Origin of the sequence: Bradyrhizobium rifense, assembly GCF_008123425.1 — a bacterium.
GTDB lineage: Bacteria > Pseudomonadota > Alphaproteobacteria > Rhizobiales > Xanthobacteraceae > Bradyrhizobium > Bradyrhizobium rifense.
In genome coordinates this window covers 38,781-58,266 of record NZ_VSSS01000028.1, presented here as the reverse complement: position 1 = coordinate 58,266, position 19,486 = coordinate 38,781, and the positions used below count along the sequence as shown (strand labels likewise).

At 60.8% G+C, this 19,486-nt stretch carries 21 protein-coding genes; 7 read left to right on the top strand and 14 right to left on the bottom strand.

The annotated features are described in order from the left end of the window. Positions 1 to 2: 2 nt before the first annotated feature. The 6 genes from FXB40_RS18170 to FXB40_RS18150 all read right to left on the bottom strand — a co-directional run bounded on the left by FXB40_RS18170 (position 3) and on the right by FXB40_RS18150 (position 4,954). On the bottom strand, positions 3 to 230 hold the full coding sequence (locus FXB40_RS18170; protein ID WP_148773557.1) for a hypothetical protein: 228 nt from the start codon (positions 228 to 230) through the stop codon (positions 3 to 5). 64 nt (positions 231 to 294) lie between these two features. Then, positions 295 to 1,836: a DHA2 family efflux MFS transporter permease subunit gene (locus tag FXB40_RS18165; RefSeq protein WP_148773556.1), complete on the bottom strand. Its 1,542-nt coding sequence runs from the start codon at positions 1,834 to 1,836 to the stop codon at positions 295 to 297. Further along, positions 1,829 to 3,136: an HlyD family secretion protein gene (locus FXB40_RS18160; protein ID WP_246207693.1), complete on the bottom strand. Its 1,308-nt coding sequence runs from the start codon at positions 3,134 to 3,136 to the stop codon at positions 1,829 to 1,831. Before FXB40_RS18160 ends, FXB40_RS18165 begins: the two co-directional genes overlap by 8 nt. Beyond that, positions 3,115 to 3,597: a MarR family winged helix-turn-helix transcriptional regulator gene (locus FXB40_RS18155; protein ID WP_148773555.1), complete on the bottom strand. Its 483-nt coding sequence runs from the start codon at positions 3,595 to 3,597 to the stop codon at positions 3,115 to 3,117. Before FXB40_RS18155 ends, FXB40_RS18160 begins: the two co-directional genes overlap by 22 nt. A gap of 476 nt (positions 3,598 to 4,073) precedes the next feature. After that, the gene (locus FXB40_RS47950; protein ID WP_187436957.1) at positions 4,074 to 4,235 is read right to left on the bottom strand and encodes a hypothetical protein; all 162 of its coding nucleotides are present in this window, start codon (positions 4,233 to 4,235) and stop codon (positions 4,074 to 4,076) included. Further along, positions 4,232 to 4,954 (bottom strand): GntR family transcriptional regulator, encoded by a 723-nt coding sequence (locus FXB40_RS18150; RefSeq protein WP_187436956.1) that lies wholly within the window; start codon positions 4,952 to 4,954, stop codon positions 4,232 to 4,234. Before FXB40_RS18150 ends, FXB40_RS47950 begins: the two co-directional genes overlap by 4 nt. A gap of 214 nt (positions 4,955 to 5,168) precedes the next feature. Here FXB40_RS18150 and FXB40_RS18145 point away from each other — a divergent pair, with 214 nt between their 5' ends. The 3 genes from FXB40_RS18145 to FXB40_RS18135 are packed head-to-tail and all read left to right on the top strand — an operon-like array spanning position 5,169 to position 8,335. Then, complete coding sequence (locus tag FXB40_RS18145; RefSeq protein WP_246207691.1) at positions 5,169 to 6,596, top strand: MFS transporter; 1,428 nt, start codon at positions 5,169 to 5,171, stop codon at positions 6,594 to 6,596. Between the two features lie 9 nt (positions 6,597 to 6,605). Further along, positions 6,606 to 8,024: an acyclic terpene utilization AtuA family protein gene (locus FXB40_RS18140; protein WP_430647565.1), complete on the top strand. Its 1,419-nt coding sequence runs from the start codon at positions 6,606 to 6,608 to the stop codon at positions 8,022 to 8,024. Between the two features lie 2 nt (positions 8,025 to 8,026). Further along, a complete protein-coding gene (locus FXB40_RS18135) occupies positions 8,027 to 8,335 on the top strand; it encodes a DUF4387 domain-containing protein (protein WP_148773552.1) in 309 nt (102 codons plus the stop codon). A gap of 81 nt (positions 8,336 to 8,416) precedes the next feature. Here FXB40_RS18135 and FXB40_RS18130 read toward each other — a convergent pair whose 3' ends face one another. From FXB40_RS18130 to FXB40_RS18120, 3 genes are all read right to left on the bottom strand, one after another. Then, positions 8,417 to 9,154, bottom strand: coding sequence for a COG4705 family protein (locus FXB40_RS18130; protein WP_187436955.1), 738 nt, complete (start codon positions 9,152 to 9,154; stop codon positions 8,417 to 8,419). Positions 9,155 to 9,489: 335 nt separating this feature from the next. Further along, the gene (locus tag FXB40_RS18125) at positions 9,490 to 10,857 is read right to left on the bottom strand and encodes a sensor histidine kinase (protein WP_148773550.1); all 1,368 of its coding nucleotides are present in this window, start codon (positions 10,855 to 10,857) and stop codon (positions 9,490 to 9,492) included. Continuing rightward, positions 10,854 to 11,600, bottom strand: coding sequence for a response regulator transcription factor (locus FXB40_RS18120; RefSeq protein WP_246207687.1), 747 nt, complete (start codon positions 11,598 to 11,600; stop codon positions 10,854 to 10,856). The genes FXB40_RS18125 and FXB40_RS18120 overlap by 4 nt, the downstream gene beginning before the upstream one ends. Positions 11,601 to 11,823: 223 nt before the next feature. On the opposite strand from FXB40_RS18120, the gene FXB40_RS18115 reads away from it, so the two are divergent. The 4 genes from FXB40_RS18115 to FXB40_RS18100 all read left to right on the top strand — a co-directional run bounded on the left by FXB40_RS18115 (position 11,824) and on the right by FXB40_RS18100 (position 14,776). Then, positions 11,824 to 12,411 (top strand): DUF2147 domain-containing protein, encoded by a 588-nt coding sequence (locus FXB40_RS18115; RefSeq protein WP_148773549.1) that lies wholly within the window; start codon positions 11,824 to 11,826, stop codon positions 12,409 to 12,411. A 289-nt stretch (positions 12,412 to 12,700) separates the two neighbouring features. Then, positions 12,701 to 13,600 carry a MipA/OmpV family protein gene (locus tag FXB40_RS18110; RefSeq protein ID WP_148773548.1) on the top strand — a complete coding sequence of 300 codons (900 nt, stop codon included), beginning with the start codon at positions 12,701 to 12,703 and terminating at the stop codon, positions 13,598 to 13,600. Between the two features lie 6 nt (positions 13,601 to 13,606). Further along, the gene (locus FXB40_RS18105) at positions 13,607 to 14,371 is read left to right on the top strand and encodes a hypothetical protein (RefSeq protein ID WP_148773547.1); all 765 of its coding nucleotides are present in this window, start codon (positions 13,607 to 13,609) and stop codon (positions 14,369 to 14,371) included. Between the two features lie 27 nt (positions 14,372 to 14,398). Continuing rightward, a complete protein-coding gene (locus FXB40_RS18100; protein WP_148773546.1) occupies positions 14,399 to 14,776 on the top strand; it encodes a DUF2147 domain-containing protein in 378 nt (125 codons plus the stop codon). Between the two features lie 95 nt (positions 14,777 to 14,871). Here the strand turns inward: FXB40_RS18100 and FXB40_RS18095 are convergent, their stop codons facing one another. The 5 genes from FXB40_RS18095 to FXB40_RS18070 all read right to left on the bottom strand — a co-directional run bounded on the left by FXB40_RS18095 (position 14,872) and on the right by FXB40_RS18070 (position 19,465). After that, a complete protein-coding gene (locus tag FXB40_RS18095) occupies positions 14,872 to 15,171 on the bottom strand; it encodes a PRC-barrel domain-containing protein (RefSeq protein WP_148773545.1) in 300 nt (99 codons plus the stop codon). Between the two features lie 519 nt (positions 15,172 to 15,690). Beyond that, complete coding sequence (locus FXB40_RS18085; RefSeq protein WP_430647559.1) at positions 15,691 to 16,704, bottom strand: ABC transporter ATP-binding protein; 1,014 nt, start codon at positions 16,702 to 16,704, stop codon at positions 15,691 to 15,693. Next, a complete protein-coding gene (locus FXB40_RS18080) occupies positions 16,646 to 17,638 on the bottom strand; it encodes an ABC transporter ATP-binding protein (RefSeq protein WP_148773542.1) in 993 nt (330 codons plus the stop codon). Before FXB40_RS18080 ends, FXB40_RS18085 begins: the two co-directional genes overlap by 59 nt. After that, the gene (locus FXB40_RS18075; protein WP_148773541.1) at positions 17,638 to 18,528 is read right to left on the bottom strand and encodes an ABC transporter permease; all 891 of its coding nucleotides are present in this window, start codon (positions 18,526 to 18,528) and stop codon (positions 17,638 to 17,640) included. Before FXB40_RS18075 ends, FXB40_RS18080 begins: the two co-directional genes overlap by 1 nt. After that, the gene (locus FXB40_RS18070) at positions 18,521 to 19,465 is read right to left on the bottom strand and encodes an ABC transporter permease (RefSeq protein ID WP_187436962.1); all 945 of its coding nucleotides are present in this window, start codon (positions 19,463 to 19,465) and stop codon (positions 18,521 to 18,523) included. Before FXB40_RS18070 ends, FXB40_RS18075 begins: the two co-directional genes overlap by 8 nt. Positions 19,466 to 19,486 lie beyond the last annotated feature (21 nt).

The window sequence follows — 19,486 nt, the reverse complement described above, 5'->3', positions numbered from 1 at the left end:
TCCTATTGCCCATGTTTGATCAGCACGTCTCGGCAAGACGGATGCAGCTTAGCGCGATTTTCCTTCAGGCAGGCCAGAATGGTGAAATCGCCTTGATCCATCCACTTGCGGCATAGTCGCTCAACGTCGTGGATGCAGGCCTTCTCGTCCTGATCGCTACCGGCGTGCTGGGCAAAGGCCATCGTCGACAGGCTCGCGAGCAACGCGAGGGCCAGCAGAACTCTATTCATTTGCGTTTCCTTTCTCTTCGGCAGTCGTCTTGTTCAACAGTCGTGAAACCCGGCAAATGCAGCTTCATTCCATGACCATCGCATGGTCGCTACTTGCCTGCGACGCAGCACGCCGCAGCAACAGCACAAGGGGAATGGCGCCCAGCGAGAGAACCATCATCAGTTTGAAGTCGTCGATGTAGCTGATGATGGAAGCCTGGTTCTGGATGACCTGATCGAGGGCAGCCCGTCCTGAGGCGGTCCATGGACTCCACGCGTGTGCGATGACGCTATTCCTGAAGCCGGGATTAACCCCCGTGACATGGCTTCCGATGATGGCGTGGTTGATCTGGCCATTCCTGGTCAGGAGATAGGAAACGACGGAGATTCCGACGCTGGAGCCGACGTTTCGCGAGAGGTTGTACAGACCGGTTGCGTCGGGCCGCTGCTCTGGGGCAAGCGTGGCAAAGGTCACCGTGGTCAGCGGGACAAAAAGAAATCCAAGTCCCGCGCCCTGGATGAAACCGGTCACCGCGATCGTCCATTGCGAGACGTCGGGAGTCCAACCGGTCATGTCATACAGCGCCCACGCAGTCAGCAGCAGACCAATTACGAGGAGGACCCTGGTGTCGATCCGCCCGATCAGCCTGCCGACCAGGAACATGCAGACCATGGTCCCAATACCGCGCGGGCCCATGACGAGCCCAGCCGTGACGACGGGATACCCCATCAGCGTTTGCAAATAGGGCGTCATCAGCGCCAGCGAAGCCAGATAGGTGATGCCGACGATGAAAATGAACAGCATTCCCACCGTGAAGTTGCGGTCGAGGAACAGCTTCGGATTGACGAACGAATCGTCGGCCGTGAAGGTATGAACCAGGAAGACGTAGAACGCCGATACCGCGACGACGGCCTCGATCAGGATCTCGAAGGAGGAAAACCAGTCGAGCTGCGCGCCCCGATCCAGAAAGACCTGCATGGCGGCGATGGCGATACTCAGGCTGCCAAATCCGACCCAATCGAGCCTGGCGGCTGCGCTGGTTTTGGTTTCCCGCAGGAAGAACGAGATGCCGGCAAAAGCGATCGCGCCAATCGGCACGTTGATATAAAAAACCCAGCGCCAGCTGTAATGGTCCGTCAGCCAGCCGCCGATCACGGGGCCGAGCACCGGCCCGACCATCACGGACACGCCGAACAGCGCCATCGCCGATCCCCGCTCTTCGGGAGTATAGATATCGAGCAGGATCGACTGTGACACCGGCACCAGCGCCGCGCCGAAGAAGCCTTGCAGCAGGCGGAACGCCACGATCTGGACCAGCGACTGCGCGAGGCCGCACAGGACGGACGCAACAACGAAGCCGGTAACCGCCGCCAACAGGACCCGCCGGCGCCCGAACTTGTTGACGAGAAAGCCGGATGGCGGAGTCATGATCGCCGCGGCCACAATGTAGGATGTGAGCACCCAATTGATCTGATCCGCGCTGGCAGAAACGCTCCCCTGCATATACGGAAGCGCGACGTTGGCGATCGTGGTATCCAACGCCTGCATGATCACGGCGAGGATCACGCAGGCCGTGATGGCCGGCCGGTTGATCGGCCGAGCCTCGACGGCCGTGGAATCAGTCATTTTCGCTTTCCGGGGACGAGGAGCTGAACAGGTCAGTGATGAAGCTGGGCAGTCCGCGCTCGTGTCCGGTATCGATGTTCAATTCCACGCTCATGCCGACGCGCAATGACGGCTTGTCGGGCGCATTGTTGACCCGGATGCGCATCGGAATGCGCTGGACGACCTTGACCCAGTTGCCGCTGGTATTTTCGGCCGGAAGCAATGAAAAGCTCGATGCCGACGCCGGGCTTATGCTTTCGACCGTGCCAACCCATCGCTCGCCAGGATAGCTATCGACGTCGACCGTCACCTTCTGTCCGGGCTTGACATAAGTCAGCTCGGTTTCCTTCGGGCTGGCTTGAATCCAGACATGATCGGTCGACACAATGTTGAATGCCGTTGCTGCGGCAGCGAGATATTGGCCGGGCTGCAACGACGGCACGTTGGTTACGATTCCGGCGAAGGGTGCTTTGACAACGGTATGGGACAGCTGGCGCGCGGCCTCGTTGCGCGCGGCCAGCGCATCCTTGTAACGTGGATGATTCTCAATCGGCGCATCCGGATTGTCGTTCAGGTTTGCGGCGATTCCGGCAAGCTGCGCTTCCAGCGAGGCGAGCTTTTGCTGTGATGCTTGCAGCGTATTGCGGGCCGCGTCAAACGTCGCCCGCGGCGTGAAGTCGTTGGTGATCAACTGCTGCTGGCGCTTGAAGTTGACATTGTTGAAATCGACATCTGTTTTGGCTTGTTCGACCTGGCTCTGCATGTTGCGGTAGCTGGTCTGCAGCGCGACAAGATCATTCCGGGTGTTTCCGATCTGGGCTTCAGCCCGATCCAGCGCCAGCCGAAATGGCAGGTCGTCCAGCTTGAACAGCACGTCGCCCTTCGCGACCTTCTGGTTGTCGTGGACGAGTACGTTAGTGACAATCCCGGAAACGTCGGTAGACAATCCGACCATGTCGGCCTGGACGTAGGCGTTGTCGGTCGACATGACAGCGCCCCCCGTCACATAGAGATAGCCGCCGACCATTAGCGCCACCGGCAACAAGGCAAACATCAGAACCCGCTTTCGGGATTTTTTCGGCGCTCCCGGAGCGGCCGACGCAGGCCGGTGGTGCGGTTCGCCGGGCGACTTGCGATCATCCGACCGCTCTTTCGCTGTCGGCTCGGCGGCTGCGTCTGTGCCTTGAGCGTCCGTCGTCTCCGGCGGATGGCGTGCTAAACGATAGACCTTGTCCTCAGCGCCCTGTGGATCACCCTGGGGGATGGCCTTTTCGCTGTCGGCACCGTGCCGTTTAGAATTTACTTCGCCGGTACTACCCATGACTTGCTCGCTTCTGCTTTTCCTCCGAAGTCGCACGCTTCGGTGAGGTTGATTTTCAAAACTTTGAGGGTCTCCAGCAGGTGCAAACCTTCCGCCTCGGATAGACCAGTCAGCGCCTCGCGGCGGGTGGTCTCGCCGAGTTTGCGCGCCTGCATCAGCTTTGGCCGGGCAGCCGGCGCAAGCCGGAGGATACGGACCCGCCGGTCCGACGAATCCGTATGTCGCTCGATCAACCCGCAAGCCTCCAGCTTGTCCAAAATGCGCGAAAGCGTGATCGGCTCGATGTCGAGGAGTTCCGCCAATCCGCTTTGGTTGATGCCCTCGTTCTGAGCCAGATAGGCCAGTGCCTGCCATTGCGATCGCGTCAGCCCGGATTCGCGGGAAATCTGCTCAAACCTCTTCCTGAGCAGCCGCGCGACTTCGTGCAGCAGAAAACCAAGGGTGGGGGATTCGGCTTCCAAGGCTCTCGGTACTCCTACGTAAGCTTATGATGAGCTTGCTTATGAATTTGATAAGCTTGCTTATGAAAAATGCAAGCGCGCCGCCGCTGGAAACACGCCATCGTGAAAAGGGGCTGGTCAACGCTTGAAGGAATCGGAGCAAGCGTGAAGTGCTTGCTCGGAGCGTGACCCGAGGACGCGAGAACGGAGCGCTGTGATATCGACCTCGCCAGGGTATTGGGGCGAAACGGGCACGATGCGGGACATCGGCAAGGGCGCACCTTTCTCGACGCTTCAACGCCGGAGAAGGCTTCGCGTTGGAGGCGCAACTACCGATACCAAAATTCGCTTTTTGTCGATAATTGAAGAGGATCGGAGCTGGTGGTGGCGCCTGCTTGAACGCCGGGAAAGATTCCACTCGCCGGCAGCATAAACATCAGGATGGAGGCGAGCGGTGACGGCCCCTCGCCTGCGGCACACGGCTTGGTGATCGGCAATTATGTGATGCGGTCGTCGCTGTGCGATCCGACATTGACGAAGATGCGTCCCAAGCGATCAATGATGAAATGCTTAAGCGCGTGGCTACTCACGAACACCCGCAGAGACGTCCGCATCACAAGATGATCCGAAAGCAAGCCGCCGGTCGTGATGACGGTCATGCCTCCATACGGTGGGCTGGAGTCCGCGCAATACCGTCCTGCCGACGCAGCCATTTCATGAGATTCTCGCGCGATGCCACAAGATGTGCGCGCATCAGGCGCTCGGCGGCGTCCGGATCCCTTTGTTCGATCGCCTCGATGATCGCGCGGTGTTCGCGATTTACCGCCTTGCCGCGATGCTTCTGGCTCGCCGTGACAATCATGCTTTGAAACCGGCAGATTCGCAGAAGCGGATAGAGCTCGCCGCAAATAATATCGATCAGCCAACGGTTTCGGCTGCCCCGCGCGATCTGGATGTGCAGATCATTGTCCGCCGCGCCATTGCGAAAGACGCCGCTCGGACCCTCCTCGAGAAATTTCCTCTCAAGTTCCGCAAGCGACTGAAACAGCTGCCGCGTCTCATGCAGCGTCATGTTTTCGGCCGCCTGACGGCACGCCATGCCCTCGAGCGCCTCGCGCGTCACCAGCAATTGTTCGATGTCGTCGACCGTCAATTGAACGACGCGCACGCCGGCAAAGGGCACCCGCTCGACGAGACGTCGCCCCTCCAGACTGCGGATCGCCTCGCGGAGTGGCCCACGACTGATCCCAAAGCGCGACGACAGCGCCTGCTCGGACAGCTTGTCGCCGGGCTTCAACTCCCCGCGAAAGATCAAATGCTCAAGTTGGGATACGGTCTGATCTATCAGCGCACGGCCCGGGCCTTCAGCTGCGTTCATGTCAATTCCGCCACCTAGAAGCTCAATCATCGAGACAGCCTAGGGCGATTCAGCTTTGAGTTCAACAGATTGACGACAATAATTTCATATTGTTGACAATCTGTCGGATTGTATTCAAAGATGGAGCCATCATCGCGCCTTGGGAACGTGCGCGTATCGGGAGGACGGTCATATGCAGGCGCTCATGGAGGCCGCGGTCGGTACGACCACGTCGGTGCCGCGCGACGCGCGGAGCGCTGCGCTCATCGGGGCCCGCATCGATCGCCTTCCTGAATCGCCGACCATCTGGCGACAGATCATTTTGCTTGCGCTCGCGGGGATCTTTGAGGTCTACGACCTCGCGCAAACCGCCTATGTCCCCGTTGGTCTCGTTCGCGACGGCATTTTCGCCGACGCGGACAAGGCGGTCTTCGGCCTTTCAGGCCAGGCGACCTTCGCCGCCGCAACATTTCTCGGTCTTTTCATCGGAGCGACGGCCTTTGGGTCGGTGGCCGATCGCTTCGGTCGCAGACCTGTATTTGTCTGGGCGCTGGTCGGCTACAGTATCGCGACCCTGGCAATGGCACTGCAGGTGAGCGCACTCGGCATCTACGCGTGCCGTCTGTTTGCAGGGATTGGACTAGGCGTCGAGCTCGTAACCATAGACGCTTACCTGATTGAAATCGTACCGAAGCATATCCGCGGCAAGGCGGCGGCCATCGTTCATTCCATCTCCTACCTCGCCATCCCGCTGCTGGCCTTCCTTGCCTATCTGCTCATACCCATCGACCCTCTGGATGTCGCCGGGTGGCGCTGGCTCGTTCTGATCGGCAGCACCGGAGCGATCGCGATCTGGTGGCTTCGCAGGGGGCTGCCGGAATCGCCACGATGGCTGGCTGAGCGGGGCGACATCGAGGAGGCGGAAAGAATTCTCGGATCACTCGAGACGAAGATCGAAGCGGAAACCGGACGTGCGCTCCCTGCACCGCAAATCAGTATCGTCGGCATCGGCCGTCAGGGGACGTTCGCCGAGATCTGGCAGCCGGCGTATCGCTCGCGTACTGTGATGCTGATGGTCTTCAACTTCTGCCAGACCATCGGATTCTACGGCTTCACCAACTGGCTGCCGGCGCTGCTCGCCGCCCAGGGGCATTCTATCGCCAAGAGCCTGCTCTATTCCGCAGCGATTGCGGTCTCGTTCCCGCTATGGCCGCTGTTGTGGAGTTTCACCATCGCCGACCGGTTCGAGCGAAAGTGGCAGATCGTCGTCGCGTCCGGCGTGACAGTCGTTCTCGGCCTGTTGTTCGCCTTCCAATCCCGGCCCGAATTGTTGATCCTGCTCGGCATCCTGATCACCGGCGCGAATACGCTGATGTCGTTTGCCTACCATCCGTATCAGGCAGAGCTCTATCCGACACCGATCCGCGCCCGTGCCGTCGGCTTCGTTTATTCCTTCAGTCGGCTCTCCACCATCTTTACCAGCTTCATGATTGCATTTTGCCTTCAGCACTTTGGAACGGTGGGCGTCTTCGTCCTCATTTCCCTCAGCATGCTCGTGGTGATGCTGTCGATCGGCATCTTCGGACCGCTGACCCGCGGACGCTCGCTGGAGGATATCGCGCATGAGGCGATCGGACGGCTCTCGCCGAGAGAAAAGACCTGAGGTCGCAGGATGTTGGGCGTGCAAAGGATGATCGAAAACATGACCGAGAGAGACAGGCTTCCGGGCGAGATCAAGATCATCGTCCCGACGGGAATGCTCGGCGGGGGCGTCCACCGTCATCACGTGCATTATGGCATCGTCTGCGGCGCTCACGCGATCGCTGTGGATTCCGGATCGACCGACAGCGGCCCTTCGTATCTCGCCCGCGGCGTCTCGAAGACGAATCGGGAATCCATCAAGCATGACCTGGAAGTCCTGATGAGCGAGGCGAACAGGGCTGGGATCCCTCTGCTGGTGGGGACGTGCGGCACCAGCGGCACCGACGCCGGCGTAGACTGGACACGGGATATCGCCATCGAGGTGGCGGGTGAGCTCGGGATCACTCCGAAGATCGCCTGCCTCTACAGCGAACAATCTCCAGCCGAACTCATTCGGAGAAATCAACAAGGCAAGATCACGCCATTGCCGCCGCTCAGACCACTAAACGACAGCGCACTCGAGTCTTGCGAGCACATCGTCGCATTGATGGGTCCCGAGCCTTATATGGCAGCAATCGCGGCCGGAGCCGACATCGTGCTGGGCGGCCGCACCACCGACACCGCAGTGCTGGCCGCGATTCCGCTCTTGAAGGGCGCCGGCGCCGGTGCCGCATGGCACGCCGCGAAGATCGCCGAGTGTGGTGGACAGTGCACGGTCAATCCGCGCCACGGCGGAGTGCTCATGCGCGTTGGCGAGGATGCCTTCGACGTGGAGCCTCTCGATCTCGGCAACCAGTGCTCGCCGGAGAGCGTCTCGGCGCATCTCCTCTATGAAAACAGCGATCCGTTTCGTCTGACGGAACCTGGCGGAGTTCTTGATGTGAGCGAGGCCGACTATCGATGGGTCGATAATCGCATTACGCGCGTGACCGGGTCGAAATGGGAGCCCATGCCCTACACCATGAAGCTCGAAGGCGCGCGAAGCGGCGACTTCCAGACCATCATGCTGATCGGAATAGAAGACCCGCAGGTGCTAGCAAATCTGGACGAATTTCACGACCGTATGCAACGCGTGCTGACGGATCGGATCACCCAGACGTTCGGTGCTGCGATTCGCTTTGATCTGTCGCTGCGGCTCTACGGGTGGAACGGAACGTCTGGACGGCCGGTCCCGGCCGGCACAGCGCCACCGCGCGACGTCGGCGTCGTGTTCGTCGTCACGGCACCGACGCAGGATCTCGCCAACCGCATGGCCAAGGCTTGCAATCCGTACTTCTTCCATACACCGTTACGCCCGGGTATCGAGATGCCGAGCTACGCGTTTCCATTCACGCCGGCGGAGATCCCCCGCGGACAGGTTTACGAGTTCGTCCTAAATCACGTGGTGCACACGCATGACGGGTTCGAACTCGTTCGCACCGAGTGGACCGACCTCGCCGAGAAGGCCTAAAGATGCCCAAGATCAAGGATGTTTGCCGTCATGTCCGCTCCAAGAACGCCGGTCCGTTCTGGGTCACCGTGGATTTTTTCTTCGACGGCGAGGAATCATTCAAGCGATACCGTGACACCGCGGCTCTTGGACCTGAACTGTTCGCACACCTGTTCGGCACTGATGCCGAGCTCGTCAGGCGAGTGCCGGTCGACAGGCTTCGCATGATCAAGATCTCCTATCCACGCCCCCATCCGCAGGGATGGATGCGCGAGCGGGATATGCACGCCGGACAGCAATTTGCGCGATTGCTTGAAGTCGATATCGACTAGCGTTTCCACTCAAAGCCAAGAGCGCGCTCAAGAGCGCGCCTCGGTCGGAGCCGTGATTATCGGCGCGATCGACGGAACAGACTAGGTGGCTGCCGGGACTATGGGATTGCTCGGCTCGCGCCAAACAATCAGTGTGCCTGCCAGCAGCAGACCGCTCAGCATCATGCTCACGGGAAGCGACAGAACGAAACCCGCGATATCGCCGACGTTGGTGCCCCAGGTGCGGATCGCCACGATCGCGGCCCAATAGCTTGCAGCCCCGGCGGATGCCATGTCGAGGCGCGCTTTCTGCGCGAGAATAAGGGCAACGGCTCCGGTCGCGATGATGGCAGAGATCGGTACTCCGACCGTGATCGGGTGGATCATGTGACCTATGCCGTCACCGAGCACAGTGCCGAGCGTTCCGGCAGTCAGCATGGTCAACCAGTAGAGGCCGTTGGTGTGTGGGAGCCCGTATGTCACCGGCGGTAACGATGATACGCGGCGCAAGGCAAGGAGCGCGACCAGGAGCGCGGCCACGCAGGCCGAGACCGTGATGTAGTCCAGATGCGTGCGGTGGATTCCGATGTCGGCCAAGTTGGTCGCGGCGGCTCGTAGAACGAGGATTGCCAGCCAGTACAGGGCCTCATTTCCACGTCTGCTCAATTGATTTGCCAACGCAATGACGGCGAACATCAGTGCAAGCATCAAGAGGCCGCCCAAGTCGCTCAACTTGAGCACATCGGGTATGAAATCACCCATGTTCGCTCCACAGATGCTGGCGATCATAATACCAACCCAATAGCGTGGCCCTATGGCCGGGACGATTTTGAAGTGCATGGATAGCCTTTCTCGGTGTCTTCGCGCCTCGCGCACAAACATGGTTGGGTGACAAAGCTGGATCCTTCGCTGCTCCAAGCCATCGCACGGTGCACTAGGCCGTCGGTAGATTGCCGCAGCATTGCCTATCCTCCGACCGCAAGGCTTCGGGCTTCATCAACGCCATCTCTACAGAGCGGGCGTCATCGCGTCCGGTGGGTTACCGTCCTTCATGTGGTTGAAGTGCCAGCCGGACAGGCTGTGGCCGGGGCGAAGGGCGGTTTGGCATTTCCATGTGCCGTGAATCTCTCTGCTTGGCATGACGTGCGATGCACGCCGCCAGCGGAGAGCTCCGACTAGATTGCCTCAATGTTGCCGGAACCGGCTTCGCCGGGCGTTGCTTCAGAAGCCTCGGGAAAGCGCAGGGTGGCCGTCGTCCCGCGTCCTGGCGTCGACGTGACGATCAGCGTCCCTCCGTGGGCCGCCATGATCTCCTGGACGATCGACAGGCCGAGTCCGTAACCCTCTTTTGACGGATTGCCGGTTTGAAACGGCTCGATGCGCCCGGCGCTTGGAAAGATTCCAGCCCCGTCGTCGCAGATCGAAACGCTGCCGCGATTAAGGTTGGCCACGACGCGTCCGGCGCCGTGCGCATGGACTAATGCGTTGCCGACCAGGTTGGCCAGGGCGCTCCGAATAGCAGCTTCGACGCCGTGCACCACGAGGGTGCCTTCCCCGACCTGCTCTAGCGAGAGCTCGATTCCGGCGTCCAGCGCGGAGGGACTCAAATCTGCAAGGACGTCCCGCGTTACAACTCCCAGATCAACGGGCCGCTTTTCGATCGCATGATTTTGTAACCGCGCCAGGTCCAGCATGGCCGAGACCAGCGACGAGAGGCGACGAACATCGCGCACCAATTCAATTTTCAGGGCAGGTTCGGTCACGTCGTCGATCTTGGCACGCAGCAGGGTCAACGGCGTTCGGAGCTGATGGGCCGCATTGCCGATAAATCTGCGTTGCCGCTGGATGTAGGCGTCGATCTCATGGAAGGCGCGGTTAAGCGCTCTAACCAGCGGCTTGAGCTCGGACGGGACCTCATCGAGCGAGATCGACGCCTGGGGCGCGGTCGGCTCGATTGCGAGCGCCAGCCTGGTCACGCGTTCGATGCTGCGGGCCACGAAGCGCGCAGACAGGAACGCGCCGGTCGCGACCGTCAACGCAAAGGCAACGGCAAGCAGCAGAACGGGGAAAAGATTTCGTCCGACGAACGACCTTACGATCTGGCCGAACCTGACTTGCGCACCTCCGACTATCATAACGAGTTCGGAAGCACCGCTGCGGACCACGGCCAGGCAGAAGGAGCTCTTCTGGTCAAGCGTATTGAGGACCGAGAAACCGATCGGCCCGGTATAGGGTAGTGAGAACGGGAGGGCGGGTCTGAGTTCGCGTCCGAACTCGACCATCAAGCCATTGTAGGACACGACGTACCACAGGTTGGGGCTATTGGATTTCAGCTCCCGGATGCCGTCTATGGAACGGATCGTCAGTTCCCGGCCGGAATCGACCACCGTGGCGCGATCGAGAATCACCGCGGCTGCCTGGCAAAAGGCTTGCTCGCGTTCGCGCGTCATATCCAGCCAGATCACGATGCTGAGCAAGACGAGGAAGATTGCCGCTGCAGCCAGGCTGAGCGAAAGCGTCAGCGTCCTGGTGATCGACGTCATCGGGTCTGCGTCATCCTCAGAATGTAGCCAATGCCCCGCATGCTCCGGATCTCGACGTCTCCGCCAAGCTCGGTCAGCGTTTTGCGGAGCCGGGATACCTGCGCTTCGAGCGTATTGGATTCGATCTCGTCATCGAACCCATAGATCTCCTCCATCAGGGCCGCGCGCGTGATGACGCGGTCGCGCCGCATCAGCAACGCCCCGAGGATCAGAGCTTGACGTCGCCGCAGCAGAACCTTCTTGTTGGCCACAATGGCCTCATTGGTGCCGACGTGCAGCTCGACGTTTCCGAACGACAGGACCGACGGAGCGAGGAGCCGAGGCCGCCGCAGCACGGCCCGCACCCTGGCGATGAATTCCTGCGGCTCGAAGGGTTTGCCGAGATAATCGTCTGCTCCGCTGTTGAGGCCATCGATCACGTCTTCCTTGGCATCTTTAGCCGTCAGCATAATGATCGCCGGCCTTTCGGGCAGCTGGCTCAATGCTATGACGATCTTGAGCGCGTCGCCGTCAGGCAGCATCCGGTCGACGATTGCGAGATCGTACTTGAAATTGCTGAGCGCTTGCTGGGCATCCGAAACGGACGCGACGACGTCAACGATTCCCTGCAACTGCCCGAGCAAACGAGCAAGATAGGCCCCGATCTGCGGTTCGTCTTCGATCACAAGGGAGCGCATCGATCTTCCCTGCTGGGGCTGATGTTGCGGGATCGCGGCATTCCCCGCTTCGCTGGATTTTGACACGTCGGTCCGCCCGGAGCTTCCCCCTTAGGGCAATTTGTCCCGCCAACGCAAGTCGCGGAGGATCGGACCGGCTCATGCAAAGGTGAAGGCTACTGATTCGCCCGAGGCAATCTTGGGGCAATGTTGGTGGACCATGCGTACCTCGAGCTCATGAGCCATACGACCATGAGGTAACTCTCAAAGCCATGGAATATCAGCGCAGCTTTTGTACTCGGGAACCGCGATGACAATTTGCAAGATCTTAAAGCGGCTTCGGTTGGCTATGCTGCTGGTGGTCAGCATCGCGGAGCTCACGGCGTTGCCGCATTCAGCGAGAGCGGACGAACCCACGGCCACTGGCCTGTGGGAAAAAACTGCAGCTGGGAAGCCTGTCGTATGGGTGTTGATCTTCGAGCGCGGCGGCACCTATGAAGGGGCTATTGCAAAGAGATTTCCCAAGCCGGGAGACGATTCCGGCGCGGTCTGCACCAAATGCGTCGATGATCGCAGGAATGAGCCGCTATTGGGTCTTGCCTTTATCAGGGGAATGAAACGGAACGGCTTGAAATACGAAGGTGGCGACATCCTCGATCCGCGCGACGGCAAGATTTACAGCGCGAACATGACCGTCAGTCCCGACGGTCAAGCCCTTACGCTTCGCGGCTATGTGGGTATGTCGATTTTTGGGCACGACGAAGTCTGGAATCGACTGCCCGATAGCGCAGTCCATAGCCTCGATGCCTCCGTTCTTGCAAAATACTTACCGGCTGCGATTCCAGCAACTTCAGCGATCTCGCCAAGGCCGTCCAAATATAATGATCGCGTGCGCTAGACTGGCGATTTCGCCGAGCGTTAGCCGCATTCATGGCAAGACGAATCGCGCCTGAGGTTCGCAACGTCGGCGCTCTCCAGTCCGTGGGGAGCCCGCACGTCGGCCGTCAAGGCGGCACGCATACAATCTGGAAGACATTCCGGCGAACATCCGGCCCTGGAAGTTTTCGGGGGAGTTCCGGTTTGCCCCCACGGGGCAATCTTGAGGCAATGTAGGCGCATCACCTTGCCGCTCCCAACCACACGAGCCGACCCTGCCAAAAAGGCCCGGGGGTCAGAGGCCCCCTCCAATGAAGAATGCCGTCAAAGCCGGCCTCCACCCGTCAACGAGCCGGGGCGCCCGGCGAACGTTCTTGACTGCGCTGCTTACCGCACTCGGTAGCGGCGGCGCCGTCTCCAATTCCGCATCAGCGCAAACTCTGTTCACGTTGCCAGCTCCCCCTTTTGAGTTGCCCATGGTGCCTTCAGTGTCCGGCAACTGGACCGTCATGGTCGGGGTGGGCGGCGAATACAAACCCGATTTCGAGGGCGCGAACCGGAGCATGTTCAGCCCGGTCCCGATTTTTGCGATCCGTCGTGCCGGCACGACGGATCAGTTTCGTGGCCCGCGCGACAGCGCCAGCATCGCACTGATCGACTTCGGTGACCTTCGGGCAGGCCCAGCTGCCAAGTTCGTATCGTCGCGAAAGGCCAGCAGCTATTCCGAGCTGACTGGCCTCGGCGACGTCGGCACTACGGTCGAGCTCGGCGGCTTTGTCGAATACTATCCGGTCGACTGGTTTCGGACGCGCGGCGAACTCCGCCAGGGCATCGGCGGCCACCACGGCGTCGTCGCCGATCTGTCGGCAGACTTCATCGTGCCAATCATTCAGCGTCTCACCCTGTCAGCCGGTCCGCGCTTCACTTGGGAAAGCACCAAAGCGACCACACCCTATTTCGGCATCGACGCCGCGCAAGCGTTGGCGACAGGTTTGCCCGCCTTCGACGCCAAGGGCGGCGCGCACTCGTACGGAGCGGGCGCACAGGTATCCTATCGGATCGATCCGAAATGGGAGGTCCACGCCTATGTCGAGTACGAGCGGCTGCTCGGCGACGCAGCGAAGAGTCCTCTGGTGACCCTTCGCGGTTCGCCGAATCAAACGACCGTCGGCATTGGCGCCTCCTATTCATTCGACTTCAAAATTCGATAGAACACCATGCGCCGAAGCAATCGACACCTAAACTCTGCAACAGTACTTCTTGTTGCCATCAGCGTCAGTGCCTGCGCCATGTTCGAAACTGGCGAGACGAAACTGCAGGCGGTGAAGACCGTCGGCATCATCTCGGCAGTCGGCGGCGAGATGAGCTTTGCAAGGGCGGGGTTCACCGGGCTGAGCAACAACCCCAGTCAAAGTTTCCCGATCGGGTCATGGGGCCTCGACGATCTGATCGTTCAGCAGGCAACCACGGCATTGAACGGGCGGTTTCAGGTGCAGCCGATCCGTTACAACCGAGCTGCCTTTGCGGCGGTCAAGGATTCTCCGATTGCACCCGTAAACCTCGTTCGTGACGATCCATTCAAGAAGCTGGTTCGGACTGAAGTGTCCCCGCAAGGGCTCGACGCCTACATCGTGATCACCAAGGCAAAATCGAATTTCGGCCGCGGCGCCCTAAAGGTCGAAGGCATCGGCGTCGTTAACTACGGGACGATGCTGGCGTCTTACAACCAGATCCATGCACTCTACGAAATCAGAGTTTTCGACGGCAAGACGTTCGACGTTATTGAAAAAAGGAGCGCGCCACCGCTCGACGACGCGGTGGAGGTCCAGCTTCCGGGTCCCACCAGGCAAGTCGACGACAGTTACTCACCAAGCACTGGCGAACCCGTACAAAATGAAAATCTCCATAGAGCGATCACGGCGCTCATCGTACGCAGCCTTTCGACAACCCTGAGCGACATGCACCTCGCGGATGTTCGTTAATTGGAAGCAATAACCGAGGATGATGTGATGAACGTAGTGCGCCTAGGCCTAGCTTTGACGGTCTTGCTGCTGAGCACGAGTTCCAGTCTCGCGGACGGTATCTTGGGGACCTGGTCACGCGATAATGGCGCTGTGCATGTCAAGTTTGACACGTGTGGCGACGCCATTTGCGGAAACATCGCGTGGTTAAAGCCCGGCGCGGAGACAAAAGCCAAAGTCGGGCAACGTCTGTTCTTCGACATGCGTCCCGATGGGGCGAACTCATGGACCGGAAAGGCCGTCAATCCTGACAACGGGTCAATCTATTCAGGCAAGATGCTTATTGAAGGATCGACCCTCAGCACCTCGGGCTGCATCATCGGTGGATTGGTCTGCAAGTCGGCGAATTGGAGAAGAGTACCTTAGCATCAGACTGACTGAAGCTTTTTTTGCCTTCGATGTTGGCAACAGACCCGCGACCTTGATCGCATTGGGCCCCGCACGCCGGCCGTCGACGTCGGTCAAAGCCCGTAACCGAAGGGCTCCTGAGGAAGCGAAGCAGCCTGCAACTGCCCATGCGTGAGATCCACCCGATAGGCGGCGAGTTGGCGGTCATAGTCGAGGTGATGCCAAGGAAGCATATACCGTGCCGTAACGAATCCGAATCGTGTGACGGCCATCACCACGTGCGAGAGGGAGCCACTCGTCCGGTCGATGGCGGCACTTTCGATCGATCCGATTCGATCGCCGTCCGGGCCCACCACAGCGGTGCCCTCCAGCTGAACAGACAAGAACTCGGATGCTTCGATGGAATTGTTCATGATCGTGTCCACTTCTGGTCATTTGAGGCGCTTCGTGTTTTGCTGGCCCCTCGCCCAGCTCACACTGCTTTGCACAATTGCCTTAGGACCGAGTTAGCCCTTCGTGAAGCTTTGCCGAAGAAACCGCGGCACGAAAAAGGCGTCGATGTGCGGTCGCGCGAACGAAAACTCTTCGTCACGCCGGACGAGAGCAGGCCCGGCAATGCTGCCTCCAAGCTCCGGCGGATGGGCTACCGCTTCCATAGCGGTCAAAAAACCTACTCCATCGGCCCTTACGGCAACGGCAAGGATGGCACGATCTCGCATACCGCTATCGCAGGCCTCTCGCTTTGCCATCGGAGGACAGACTGACTCGCGGGGCCCAGTTGTGAAAGTCCGCCAAGAGCGCCTTTCGTCCGCGATCCATTCCCGCGTAAGAGGCCTGCCGGCGCGCGAGATCCGGCTCGGCCGAATCGGTGGACGACAGCGGCAATGAAGTCTCCCCTAAGACGAAACGAAATAGCGATCGCTAGGTCGGCATCATGCGAAGAGATGACAGGCGACACGTCGATCAGGCCCGGATTCCTTGAGGATCGGCACCTCGACCCGACAGCGCTCGAATGCGAACGGGCAGCGCGGATGAAAGCTGCAGCCCGGCGGCGGATCGAGCAGGCTCGGCACTTCGCCTGACACCACCGGATGTCTGACATAGTCCGGATCAGCGCGCGGCACCGCGTCGAGCAGCGCACGCGAATAGGGATGCTGCGGATCGCTGTAGATCTGCGATTTCGGCGCCGTCTCGACAATCGAACCGGCATACATCACCGCGACTCGCGTCGATACTGCCCGAACCACCGCGAGATCGTGCGCGATGAACAAATAGCTCAAGCCAAGCCGGTCCTGCAGATCGAGCAGCAGGTTGACGATCTGCGCCTGCATGGAGACGTCGAGCGCCGACACCGGCTCGTCGCAGACCACGAACTCCGGATTGAGCGCCAGCGCGCGAGCAATGACGATGCGCTGGCGCTGGCCGCCTGAGAACTCGTGCGGATAGCGATCGATGCTGGTCTTTGGCAATCCGACCAGATCGAGCAATTCGGCGACACGATCGTTGCGATCCTTTCGCGACAGGCCGCCGGCGATATCCAGCGGCTCGGCGATGGCGCTGCCGATCCGCATTCGCGGATTGAGCGAAGCATAAGGATCCTGAAACACGAATTGCAGCCGCGTGCGCACCTTTGCCAGCTGCACCTTGCCATCGGCGCCGGTGATGTCGTGGCCGAACAGGCGCACGCTACCGCTGCCGGCCGGGACCAGCCCGACCAGAATGCGGCCGGCGGTGGTCTTGCCGGAGCCGGACTCGCCGACCAGCCCCAGGGTCTCGCCGCGCATGATCTCGAAATTGACGCCGCTCAGCGCATGAAGCGTCGAGACGCCGCCAGCATGCTTGACGGAAAAGGTCTTCCTGAGGTCACGGACCTCAACGATGGGCTGATCAGACATGCCGCACATCCAGAACCTGGATCCGCGGCGGACAACGCGCCGACTGGCCATCACTGACCATCTGCATGGATGGTGGCTCCTCGCGGCAACCCTGTAGCACCAGCGCACAGCGCGGGCTGAAACGGCAGCCGGGGATGATCTCCTGCGGGCCGGGAATGCGCCCTGCGATCGTGGTCAGCCTTGGTGCATCACTGTCGAGCGCCGGCACGGCCGCGATCAGGCCCATGGTGTAGGGATGTACCGGCCGGCGAAAGAGCTGTGTTACCGGCGCGTCCTCGACGACGCGGCCGGCATACATCACCACGACGCGCTGGGCGAATTCGGCGATCACGCCGAGATCGTGGGAGATCAGCATCACCGACATGCTCAATTCGCGGCGCAGATCGCGCAGCAATTCGAGGATCTGCGCCTGGATGGTGACGTCCAGCGCGGTGGTCGGCTCATCGGCGATCAGCAGCCGCGGCTTGCAGGCGATGGCCATGGCGATCATTACGCGCTGCCGCATGCCACCGGACAAGCGGTGAGGATAGTCGTCGGCGCGTCGCGCCGCGTCGGGAATCCGGACCAAACCGAGCAGCTCGATCACGCGCTTTCGCGCGGCCGCGCCGGTGAGGCCCTGATGCTGACGCAGCGTCTCGGAAATCTGGTCGGCCACGGTCAGCACCGGATTGAGCGACGACATCGGGTCCTGGAAGATCATGGCGATCTCGCTGCCGCGGATCCGCCGCATGGTCGAACCTTTGGCACGCAGCAGGTCGTCGCCCTGGTACAGGATCGAGCCTGACGGCATCCGCGTGGTGACGCGATCGTGCAGTTGCAGGACCGACAGCGCGGTGACGCTCTTGCCGCTACCGGATTCGCCCACAACGCCGACGCAATCGCCGGTGCCGACATCCAGCGAGACGTCGTCGATGGCCGTAACCCAGCCGGTATCGACGCGAAACTGGACCGTCAGGTTGCGGATGGAGAGCAGCGGCACGGCCATCACTCGCCTCCCTTGAGGCGGGGGTCGAGCATGTCGCCCAGTGCGTCGCCCAGCAGGTTGAGACTGAGCGCGGCGAGGCTGATGGCAATGCCGGGAAACAGCATCACCCACCAAGCCTGGGTGGCGTAGTCGCGGCCCTCGGCGATGATGTTGCCCCAGCTGGCAATCGGCGGCTGGATGCCAACGCCGAGAAAGCTGAGCGCCGCCTCTGCCAGCATCGCGTAGGCGAAGATGAAGGTGAGGTGCACCAAGAGCGGGCTGAAGCAGTTCGGCAGGATATGACGCAGCACGATGCGCAGCGACGACGCGCCGGACACCTGTGCAGCCTGCACGTAATCCATCTCGCGCACGGTCAGCGCGGCGGCGCGGACAATGCGCACGCCAGCGGGAATGTAGGCAACGGTCAGAGCGATGATGACGCTTGAGACCCGCGGGCCCAACGCCGCGGCGATACCCAGCGCCAGCAGGATCGCGGGGAACGACATCAACGCATCCATCAACCGCATGATGGCGCTGTCTAGCCGGCGAAACTGCGCTGCGATCACGCCGAGAATGGCGCTGCAAAGGCCGGAGACCACGCAGACCGCAAAACCGACGAACAGCGAAATGCGCGTGCCGTACAACACGCGGGTGAAGATGTCGCGGCCGAACTGGTCGGTGCCGAACCAGAACGCGGCCTGCGGCGGCCGGAAACGGAAACGCACCCGCATCGCGGAAGGATCAACCGGCGCAATCAGAGGAGCCAGTAGGGCGAGAATCGCCAGCAGCGCGATGATGGTGAAGCCGATCAGGAACGAGCGATGCCGCAGCAGCCGGCGCAACGTACCGTGGCCGCGCGGTGCGGCAATCGCTGCCGCCGTCGCCGGGGCTCCGATGCCGACGTCAGTCATGGCGCACACGCGGATCGGCGAGAGTGTAGAGAATGTCGACGATCAGGTTGATCATCACGAACGTGAAACCGAGGATCAGCATGGTGCCCTGCACCAGCGGATAATCGCGCGCCATGATCGCTTGCACCACCATGCGGCCGATGCCCGGCAATGCGAACACCTGCTCGATGATCACCGAGCCGCCGATAGCCGCACTCAGCAGGATACCGGTGGCAGTGATGATCAGGATCAGCGCGTTGCGCAGTGCGTGCTTTCCGACGGTGCGCCACTCGCTGAGCCCCTTGGCACGGGCAGTACGGATGTAGTCCTGGCTAAGCACGTCGAGCATCGCCGAACGGGTCATGCGGGCGAGGAATCCGATCTGGAACAGCGACAAAATCAAAGCCGGCAACGCCATGGAAGCGAACCACCGGCCGACGCCCTGCGAGATCGGCGCAAAACCGCTCGAGGGCACCCAGCCCAGTTGCACGCTGAACAGGATCACGCCGAGGATAGCGATCCAAAATGCCGGGATGGAAACACCGAGCAGCGCCACGGTCATCACCGCAGAGTCGATCCAGGTGCGCCGGAAATACGCCGCCAGAGATCCGAGAAATACGCCCACCGGAATCGTAAAACCGATGGACAATGCCGCCAGCGACAAGGTCACCGGCAGACGCTCGCCCACCGCCGACAATACGCTCTGGTTGAGGATCAGCGATGATCCGAAATTGCCGCGCGCCAGATTGAATAGCCAGATGCCGAGTTGCTCCAGAAACGAGCGATCGAGACCGAGTTGCCGGCGTACCTGTTCGATCGCCGCAGGCGAGGCCTGGTCGCCAGCAATGATCATCGCGGGATCGCCAGGCAGCAGGCTGAGCAGCAGGAACGCCAGGATCGAGATGATCAGGATGACCGGCACGGCCTGAAGCAACTTGACGGCAACGATGCGTATCAGGGCGACCTCCTCCGACGAATC

Excerpts from the sequence above, each read along its gene's own strand:
- FXB40_RS18105 (WP_148773547.1), top strand. The coding sequence starts at position 13,607 with ATGCGCCGAAGCAATCGACACCTAAACTCTGCAACAGTACTTCTTGTT.
- FXB40_RS18115 (WP_148773549.1), top strand. The coding sequence starts at position 11,824 with ATGACAATTTGCAAGATCTTAAAGCGGCTTCGGTTGGCTATGCTGCTG.
- FXB40_RS18095 (WP_148773545.1), bottom strand. The coding sequence starts at position 15,171 with ATGAACAATTCCATCGAAGCATCCGAGTTCTTGTCTGTTCAGCTGGAG.
- FXB40_RS18075 (WP_148773541.1), bottom strand. The coding sequence starts at position 18,528 with ATGACTGACGTCGGCATCGGAGCCCCGGCGACGGCGGCAGCGATTGCC.
- FXB40_RS18140 (WP_430647565.1), top strand. The coding sequence starts at position 6,606 with ATGTTGGGCGTGCAAAGGATGATCGAAAACATGACCGAGAGAGACAGG.
- FXB40_RS18100 (WP_148773546.1), top strand. The coding sequence starts at position 14,399 with ATGAACGTAGTGCGCCTAGGCCTAGCTTTGACGGTCTTGCTGCTGAGC.
- FXB40_RS18110 (WP_148773548.1), top strand. The coding sequence starts at position 12,701 with ATGAAGAATGCCGTCAAAGCCGGCCTCCACCCGTCAACGAGCCGGGGC.
- FXB40_RS18150 (WP_187436956.1), bottom strand. The coding sequence starts at position 4,954 with ATGAACGCAGCTGAAGGCCCGGGCCGTGCGCTGATAGATCAGACCGTA.
- FXB40_RS18085 (WP_430647559.1), bottom strand. The coding sequence starts at position 16,704 with ATGGCCAGTCGGCGCGTTGTCCGCCGCGGATCCAGGTTCTGGATGTGC.
- FXB40_RS18080 (WP_148773542.1), bottom strand. The coding sequence starts at position 17,638 with ATGGCCGTGCCGCTGCTCTCCATCCGCAACCTGACGGTCCAGTTTCGC.
- FXB40_RS18125 (WP_148773550.1), bottom strand. The coding sequence starts at position 10,857 with ATGACGTCGATCACCAGGACGCTGACGCTTTCGCTCAGCCTGGCTGCA.
- FXB40_RS18130 (WP_187436955.1), bottom strand. The coding sequence starts at position 9,154 with ATGCACTTCAAAATCGTCCCGGCCATAGGGCCACGCTATTGGGTTGGT.
- FXB40_RS18135 (WP_148773552.1), top strand. The coding sequence starts at position 8,027 with ATGCCCAAGATCAAGGATGTTTGCCGTCATGTCCGCTCCAAGAACGCC.
- FXB40_RS18165 (WP_148773556.1), bottom strand. The coding sequence starts at position 1,836 with ATGACTGATTCCACGGCCGTCGAGGCTCGGCCGATCAACCGGCCGGCC.
- FXB40_RS47950 (WP_187436957.1), bottom strand. The coding sequence starts at position 4,235 with ATGACCGTCATCACGACCGGCGGCTTGCTTTCGGATCATCTTGTGATG.
- FXB40_RS18170 (WP_148773557.1), bottom strand. The coding sequence starts at position 230 with ATGAATAGAGTTCTGCTGGCCCTCGCGTTGCTCGCGAGCCTGTCGACG.
- FXB40_RS18160 (WP_246207693.1), bottom strand. The coding sequence starts at position 3,136 with ATGGGTAGTACCGGCGAAGTAAATTCTAAACGGCACGGTGCCGACAGC.